This window comes from Tenacibaculum sp., assembly GCF_048269885.1.
Lineage (GTDB): Bacteria > Bacteroidota > Bacteroidia > Flavobacteriales > Flavobacteriaceae > Polaribacter.
On sequence record NZ_JBLWTZ010000042.1, the window covers coordinates 1 to 7,696 of the forward strand.

Consider the following 7,696-nt stretch of genomic DNA (forward strand, 5'->3'; position numbering starts at 1 on the left):
CAGTGGATATCATGTGCGCTCATTAGCAGAAACAGCGATGTACCGTTTTAAACAGTTGATGGGGGCTAAGCTAAATGCGCGTGATTACAATCGCCAACTGGTTGAAGCGATGATCAAAGTGAAGGCGCTAAATAAGAACAACACCCTTGGTCTGCCTAAATATCAGTAAGTTAAGTGAGTTTGTTAGAGAGCTGTATTTGATCAACAAGGCCATCAGTAAAGTGAATAACTTTATTTTTACCTGCACAAACGCCATAGTGATCGAATCCAAGTATGCCAAACCGATCATAATCACATTGAATCCTAATCACCGTCCCTCTTTCAACACTTTCTAACATTTATATCCTTATAATAGAATTATTGCTTGATCAGTATTATTTTAACAGCGTTCATCTAATAAAAAAGTAAACACGTTTTCTACCGTCGATTATGTATGAATCCAACATTTTACTATTTGTGGACGAAGAGCCCAAGTTATGCACGCTTGATTTAGAAAGCAAGCTATTAACACTAATCGGACTATACTCAAAACCATCGGGTTTAGTGATACAATACCCTCTCATCCAGTCAATAACATCTCGCGTCGTAAAGACTCGATTTAATTGACCTTTTTCAACTGCTATTTTTATCTTTATAATTAGAGAATGCATTGTTTATTTTCCTATTGCTAAATTAACGCCTTCGACATTAAAGACGCAAATGGAGAATACCCAACCAATCAACAAGTGTGGCCCTTAACTAAAATTTCCTAGAATTAATCAACCAAAATGTTTTTCCCTGTGACAGTTGGGGCATAACGCTATTGCATTCTCAATGGTGTCTTCGCCCCCTTCAGCCAAAGGTTTTATATGATGAACTTCCAAGTAAGGAGTATTATCTTTTTTACGTTTGAAGGGCGCCTCTTTTAAGCAAGATTCGCATTGCCCTTTAGCTCGCTCCAATACTTCTGCAACTACATCTGGGTTTCTATCAAATACAGTCGTCATCACAAATCGCTTCTTTGGTAATTTTGGTGCTTTTTTAAGGCGCTTCTTACGGCTTTCAGAGTTATCTTGCTTTGCACGCTCTACGTTACCCTCGAAGTTGGAAATAACTTCTTGTGAAGTCAGAGATTCGTCAGCACCAACTAAACCTAATTTAAACCACTTCTTTCCATCTAAATCCGTTATATGGCCCAGATATTTGAAAACACCTTTATACGTAAACTCTTTGTTTGAGATATTGCTTCTAACAAATGTATGTATGGAAATACCTTCGGAGTTAATAATTGCCGCATTATCTTTATATGACTCTTTAAAAGTAGTGCCGACGCTTTTCATATAATATTTAAGTATTTTATCTTCAGACAGCCACTCATTAGGGTACTTACCATCGTTCAGAGTCGCTTTTATGAATATCTCTTCAACTTCGTTATTTTTTTCATGAAGTTGAATACCACCAAGTCGAGTATCATATTTATCAATTGCCGCTAACATTTGCCTGGCTGTGTATTGATTACCTACTATAAAATCACACAAGCGAGATTTATCATTCAATTTCTCTTTAAATCTAGATTCGAATAACGGCAATAAAGACTCGTAGGTGTCAATACCATTACTGGTTAATTCAGTATATGCGGGACTATCTTCAGCAGATGAAACCATGTTTAGTAGGAAACGATGAATATCACCCACCTTCTGTAAGCTACCTACGATACTTTTTTGACTCCTAATAATATTTTTGGTCTTACTTGATATGCTATTGTGATTTAAAGCCTGGTTGTATATTCGCTCAAAAATGAGCTCTTTTGCACTCGTTAACATCATTCCTTTTTACTCACTCGCTATACACTGACTTAAAACCAATTGATTACCTTTTCCTTGGGCTTCTAATATTCTCTGGTTACGCTTACATTCCCACTCATCAACAAGATCACCCTCTGACCAAGCCTGCATTTGTTTGTACTGAGACTCAGATATACGAGCGTTATACTCATTAATCATGTAAAAATAAATTCTCGCAATGTCACCTCGAACATTAGGTGATGGCTCAACAACATCACGTTCAAAATCCACCTCAAAATCACATTGACCGTAATTTCTGACTTCTTTGTCGATCTCAGCGAAGTTTAAATCAGACCTATCACCATTCAGTTCACCAACTGCTGGTACTAGGTTTACTAAATCATCATGAGCTCTGCGAAAGTTATCATTTAAGTCATAAGCACAATCTCTTCTGGATATATATTTACCCTTTTTGTTTCTGCACTCTGAAAAGCTATTACGATTGGCCCATTGCGGTAAATGCCCTCCAATAAATTTCGCTGGCATAACATGTTCCCATTCAATCCTGACAGTACGTGAATTCACTTTGCCTTTCTTTGTTATCGGTTTTCTAGGTTCATAACCGCATGATTTAGGTAACAGGTAGGTCTCAAACCTTTTACCATCGTTATCCAAATCATCAACATCATCGAATAAAAAATCACATTGGCAATAAAAAGTAATTTGCCTATCAAAATACACCTTTCTTTCAGCCAATCTCTTTGCTGATGAAAAGCTTTTCGGAAAATCAGCAAATACATTTGTGGAAATTAGTAGTGATAGAAAAATCACGAAACGATACATAAATTAACATCTCTTTGAGCAATCAAATGCAAAATACAATTAGTTCAATAAGTTAAATTCCCGCCACTTAAACTACATGAGTAGAAAAAAAATGTAAAAAGCATTTTGATAGAAAATCTGCGGGAACAGCGGGGTTAATAAGGAAAGCCATATTATTCATTATTGATTCTATAATTAATCGCTGTTAAATACTGGGAAAGCTCTAATTATAGAATCAAAATAAATAACACTAAGAGGATAAAAAAAAGCTCAGTGCACAAAGTACATTGAGCAAAAAGTTAAGCGGGATATCAGATTTTCGGGTTAATCAATTTCAACTGAAATAATGCTGCGACTAATACAATAGAAAGTCTCTCTATTTTTTTTGGTGGCGCTCTGTCTACGGTTATTAGCTTTATCGGGTAAGTGCTCAGTTGTTCTTAAAGTATTTCTATCGGGCTCATGCTTTAGAAGGTCCAATTGCTTAAGCATGTTTATAACCATCGATTCACTAGCTGACTTTAGCCAGCGCTTAAACACCTCTGGATAGATATAAAAGTGTGTGTTATTTACATAACCAAAATGCTTATTAGGTGCTATTGAGGTTTTCACTTGAATAAAGTTACCTTGCTCTGATTGCAACTTAAACTTAATGAAATTAAACGCTAGCTCCGCATCAGAATGCCTATTTGGGTCATAATCATAAAATCGCTTATAAACATACGAAATTGCTTCCGTTATTTTTTCTTTATCCCATTGAAGTACGCCAAACTCTTTGCCCAGCTGACCTGCCACTGAAAGTAATGCAAATCGTTTCATAACTCGTGCCTCTATTGAGCTATTGCAAGGCAAGCTATTTTTAAGCTCCTCATACGTTGAGTCAAGAAGTGCTCTGACTTCAGTTTTTAGCTCACAATAAGAAGACTTAAAATTTACGAGCTTTTCTAAAAAGTCATTGAGTAAGAAACCATAATTTTCACTCACTGTTTTTTCGTATAACTGAGCAGCTTCTTCATTGCTAGAGTAAATTTCAGGGAAATTAATATCATTGTCTTGCAAAGAAATGCCTGGCATTCGTACTGATTTACCTTGACCCAATTTAGGCTCTCGTAAACGCTCAATCATTGACTGCATTGACAGTTCACCACTTGAAAGTAGCATAAAACTAACAGGTTCTGGCTCAATGGACTCTAAATTTTGACCCATTCTCGCTTTATATGCCCCGCCTGCAATCGCGTATACGTCTGCTGTGAATGTCTTTGAGCTATATTTTGATAGTTCATCGAGAATGAGCACATCGTTATTATATAAATAATACTTAGCCTCAATACCGTTTTTTGTAGTTCCCCAAGACATCATCACCCCTTGCTCTCTACCGCCTTTATCCGGTGGTCTTGGGTTTCCCCGAACAGAAGCTGTGATCATAAGTAATATCGTTTTCCCTACGCCTGATGGACCGAAGACATGAAAGCCTCCACCGTCAATATTAACTAAATCCAATAAAGAACCCGATAACCCAATGAGCACTGCAAAAACTATAAAGTGAGGGGCTTCATCATTGAGGATCACCTTTTGATACAACTCTTTTGAGCCTTTATGCTGAGCCACTTTCTTTAGCTCAAAAGGTAGTGGCAGTGATAAAAACTCTTCATTTGAGGTTAGTTCATTATTGTTTGCGTGAATTTTATCCACATCGATAAATATTAAACGCTCATCAATAAACCCGTTTCGCTCTGGTAATATGTATTTTCTTAATAACTTTTCATTTTCAATATGAAGACACCTAGTGACTAGCTTTTTAAAGTCTTTAATTTCATGATCTTGAATTGTTAAACCTAACTTAAGTAGTTCAGAAGTTAGTTGATTTTTAGTTCCACTAAAATATTTTAACTGTAGCGTAAACGATTTATCTTTCAGCTTAAGAACCACACTTTGAATTTTATTATCAACGGAATAAATTGCGCCGATAGGTTTCACTACCCCAGCTTCAAAGTTATTGATTAGCCCTTTTTGGTATAGCTCTACTTCTTTCTTGTATTCATCACTCATACTGGCCATCCTTACCTAGCAAACGCATTTCTTCGAATACAATCACTTCATTTAATGGAAAGCGAATAAGTCTACCAACCTTGATGTAAGGTGGGATTTGTTCGGGTGTTAACGCTTTCGCCTTGTCCAACCAAGACTTTGATACTCTCCAACGCTCAGCAAGTTCGCTCATTGTTAAGAATTTTTGCCTAGTGTTTTTCATTATTTTTCGCCTATCTATTTAGAAGAGGCATGAGTGTGCCATTAGATGGCAACTCAAATCTTTGATAACTGTAATTTCCTAGAATTTCGAATAACGTGTTGCGTGGGTGCACACCTTAACGTGTGAGTGAATCAGCTATTTTTTGAGAAACTTGAGTTAATGATTCTATATCAGCATATAAGTAACGAGAGGTTGTCTTGATGTCTTTGTGATTAAGCAATTGCTGGGCAAGAAAAACATTTTCATATGCAACCATTGTGGCAAAAATAGCTCGACAGTGATGAAAGCTAAACTCAGTTAGATTAAGCTCCGACTTCATTTTATCAAGAAAGCGTTTTGGTGGTGACATTGGGCCACCTTTTGCTAATGCAGATGGAAACAAGTAGTCACTCCAAGTTTTTTTTGATAGCTCCTTAAGTATCGACATAGCGCGCTCATTAAGAGGTATCTTGTAAGGGTGACCAGATTTGGTATCAGGTATAGTTATGGTAGATTCTTTAAAGTCAATGTAGTCAACCTTGGCGCTGAGAAGCTCGCCACGGCGACACCCCGTAAAGAGAAGCGCTAATATTAATCTGCTAGCCAAGTAATGCTCAATAGGTGCACTTTCACAATAGCGAATTATATCTTTAACTTTATCTTTGCTTGGTAACCGTTTTTTGTTTTGGTTTGATTCTTTTTGCTTCTTGATATTAGCGACTGGGTTTTGCTCTTTAGTTATAACACCGCTATTTACTGCAAAGTTAAACACTGAGGCAATTGCTGACAAATCACGATTAACAGTCGCAGTTGAAACACTCTGCTCCCTAGATTGAAGCACTCGCCTAATATCGCTTTCAGAAATTCGCCCTAAGTACTTTTCACCAAAATAAGGTAAAAATACCTTATTTATTTTATCTATATATTCTTGACCAGTTCGAATTGAAGACAAGACATAACTTCGATACTCGCCGTCAATAAACTTATTGAACTTAGGCCCTATTCTAACTTGCTCATACTTTCCAAGCTGAACATCTAACTTTAACTTTGCTGCAACTTGTCTAGCCTTTGCTATATTCATTGCCGGAAAAGTACCAATGCGCTCGTAATATCGCTGTCTTTTCCAAAACACCCTTGCAATGAATGTTACCTTAGAGTTTGTTTTAATAACTCGTAGTGATGGTTCTTCCGCATCAACCCACTCTTTGTTTGAGTTAGGTTCTAGACTTTGTACAAGCGTTTTAGTTAAGATTTGTCGTGAATTCACAGAGATAACTCCAATTGATTGAAGTGATATTTATAAAGCCAATTAATGCAAACAGCATGCATAAAGGGAATTTCCTAGATGAACAATAATACCAATCCACTAGATGAACACTTAAACCTGCTGCTAAAGGATAACGTAGGCAAAACTCAACTATCGTTTATTGGAAGACTTATTGGAATTGAAGAACTGAAAAGAAAAAAGGAGAAAGTGAAGCTCAAAAGTAAGGCTATAAGAAATACCAATACTCAATTAAACACTATAGTAAATCTCTTAAGTGCTGATGTTTCTGAGGCAGATATCCAGCCACTTTGCAGTGACCTATTATTCGAGTTGACTAGTAATCTCACTAATCAAGATTACACCACACGAAAAATTGAAAATACGTGGTCTCTTGCTCTTGAAAGTTCAGCTGAAAATCAGTACTTATACTATAGCTCTGACGAAGAGTGTTTTTGTCAGCTTGTAGACAATGTATTTCCCAGAGATAGAAGTGTAATTTCAATCGTGCTCCCTCACTCTCAAAAAACGGGCACTAGAGATGGAACCTGGGAGCATTTGAGTTTTAAAAGTCCAATAATTTATGAACAGCTCAATACGTTAGTATGGAGCACATTGCTAAGTTGCCTTCGTATAGAAGGTAAGTCAAAGAAGTACATATTAGAAAAAGTTACTACGCTTCCCTTGTGCCCAAGAATGGAAGAGTATACGCCTTTGATTTCTGGGATAATTAATATCTCGAAAGATCATGAAGCTACGTCAAAGACATTAGGAATAGAAAGTTATGCCAATCATTATGCATATAATGATGCATCACACTTATATTCTAGTTTTAACTTCTTAGGGCGTACATTTGGTAAATTTTCATTATTAAGGCCTATGAAATATCAGCCGGAGCAAGGTGAGTCAACTTTTGAAGATGACATTAAAGCATACAGGCAGTCTCTTTCTTACTTATTGTGCCAAACGTCAGGACACATAATAACTATGAACCTAGACACCGGGGAAAAAGCGAAAGGTTCAAGTTCCCCTTCAGAAAGCTGTTTGATCACCCCGTATTGGTGGTCTGAAACCATAAAGTCTTTACGTCCAGAAAATAATAGGAAGGCAAGTCAATATGTTAGACCTGACTTAAACCTTTTTAGCAATGAACAATATTTAAGGTTATCTGATGTAAACGAGTTACGCACTAACATAAAACAACTAACTTCTTCGAGGGCTAGTAAGCGGAAAAAAATTTTTCACCAGTTACTTGTAAAGTCGTTCAATAAACCTGGCTTCCCTTCTCTTATGTATCCTTACCCAACGCCTTAACTTAAATAAAGCTAGTGTAGTTCGAAATGAATACTTCTAATTTTCCCAGAAAAATTAAATCTGTTTTAATCTAATGTAACTTCAGTTGATTAATAAGTTTACTGTGAGTGAGTATATACATTTTAATACAGCTTGATGTTTAAAAGTATACTCCTAAAACTTCATATTTAGCTCACTAAGTTTAAATTTCCAGGATTGTGATTCCGGTTGTCGTGGGTTCAAGCCCCATCAGTCGCCCCACTTCTCTCCCTTAGTAAATCCATATATTTTTCTATTTTAAGTTCCAAGATCTATCTTTAACAC

General features: G+C 36.5%; 6 protein-coding genes and 1 pseudogene. 2 read left to right on the top strand and 5 right to left on the bottom strand.

The features are described from left to right. Positions 1-169, top strand: a pseudogene (locus ACN0WY_RS17085) (IS5/IS1182 family transposase); the annotation flags it as partial. 589 nt (positions 170-758) lie between these two features. Here ACN0WY_RS17085 and ACN0WY_RS17090 read toward each other — a convergent pair. The 5 genes from ACN0WY_RS17090 to ACN0WY_RS17110 form a co-directional block, all read right to left on the bottom strand. Further along, positions 759-1,805 (bottom strand): HNH endonuclease, encoded by a 1,047-nt coding sequence (locus tag ACN0WY_RS17090; RefSeq protein WP_417801151.1) that lies wholly within the window; start codon positions 1,803-1,805, stop codon positions 759-761. Positions 1,806-1,811: 6 nt separating this feature from the next. Beyond that, positions 1,812-2,519 (bottom strand): endonuclease, encoded by a 708-nt coding sequence (locus ACN0WY_RS17095; RefSeq protein WP_417801152.1) that lies wholly within the window; start codon positions 2,517-2,519, stop codon positions 1,812-1,814. A gap of 390 nt (positions 2,520-2,909) precedes the next feature. Further along, entirely contained in the window at positions 2,910-4,634 is a 1,725-nt protein-coding gene (locus tag ACN0WY_RS17100) for a DUF927 domain-containing protein (protein ID WP_417801153.1), read from the bottom strand. Beyond that, the gene (locus ACN0WY_RS17105; protein ID WP_417801154.1) at positions 4,627-4,806 is read right to left on the bottom strand and encodes a hypothetical protein; all 180 of its coding nucleotides are present in this window, start codon (positions 4,804-4,806) and stop codon (positions 4,627-4,629) included. Before ACN0WY_RS17105 ends, ACN0WY_RS17100 begins: the two co-directional genes overlap by 8 nt. A 145-nt stretch (positions 4,807-4,951) precedes the next feature. Next, positions 4,952-6,082, bottom strand: a complete 1,131-nt coding sequence (locus tag ACN0WY_RS17110; protein WP_417801155.1) for a tyrosine-type recombinase/integrase — start codon at positions 6,080-6,082, stop codon at positions 4,952-4,954. Positions 6,083-6,160: 78 nt separating this feature from the next. Between ACN0WY_RS17110 and ACN0WY_RS17115 the strand changes: the two genes are divergently transcribed. Continuing rightward, the gene (locus tag ACN0WY_RS17115) at positions 6,161-7,393 is read left to right on the top strand and encodes a hypothetical protein (protein WP_417801156.1); all 1,233 of its coding nucleotides are present in this window, start codon (positions 6,161-6,163) and stop codon (positions 7,391-7,393) included. Positions 7,394-7,696: the final 303 nt, after the last annotated feature.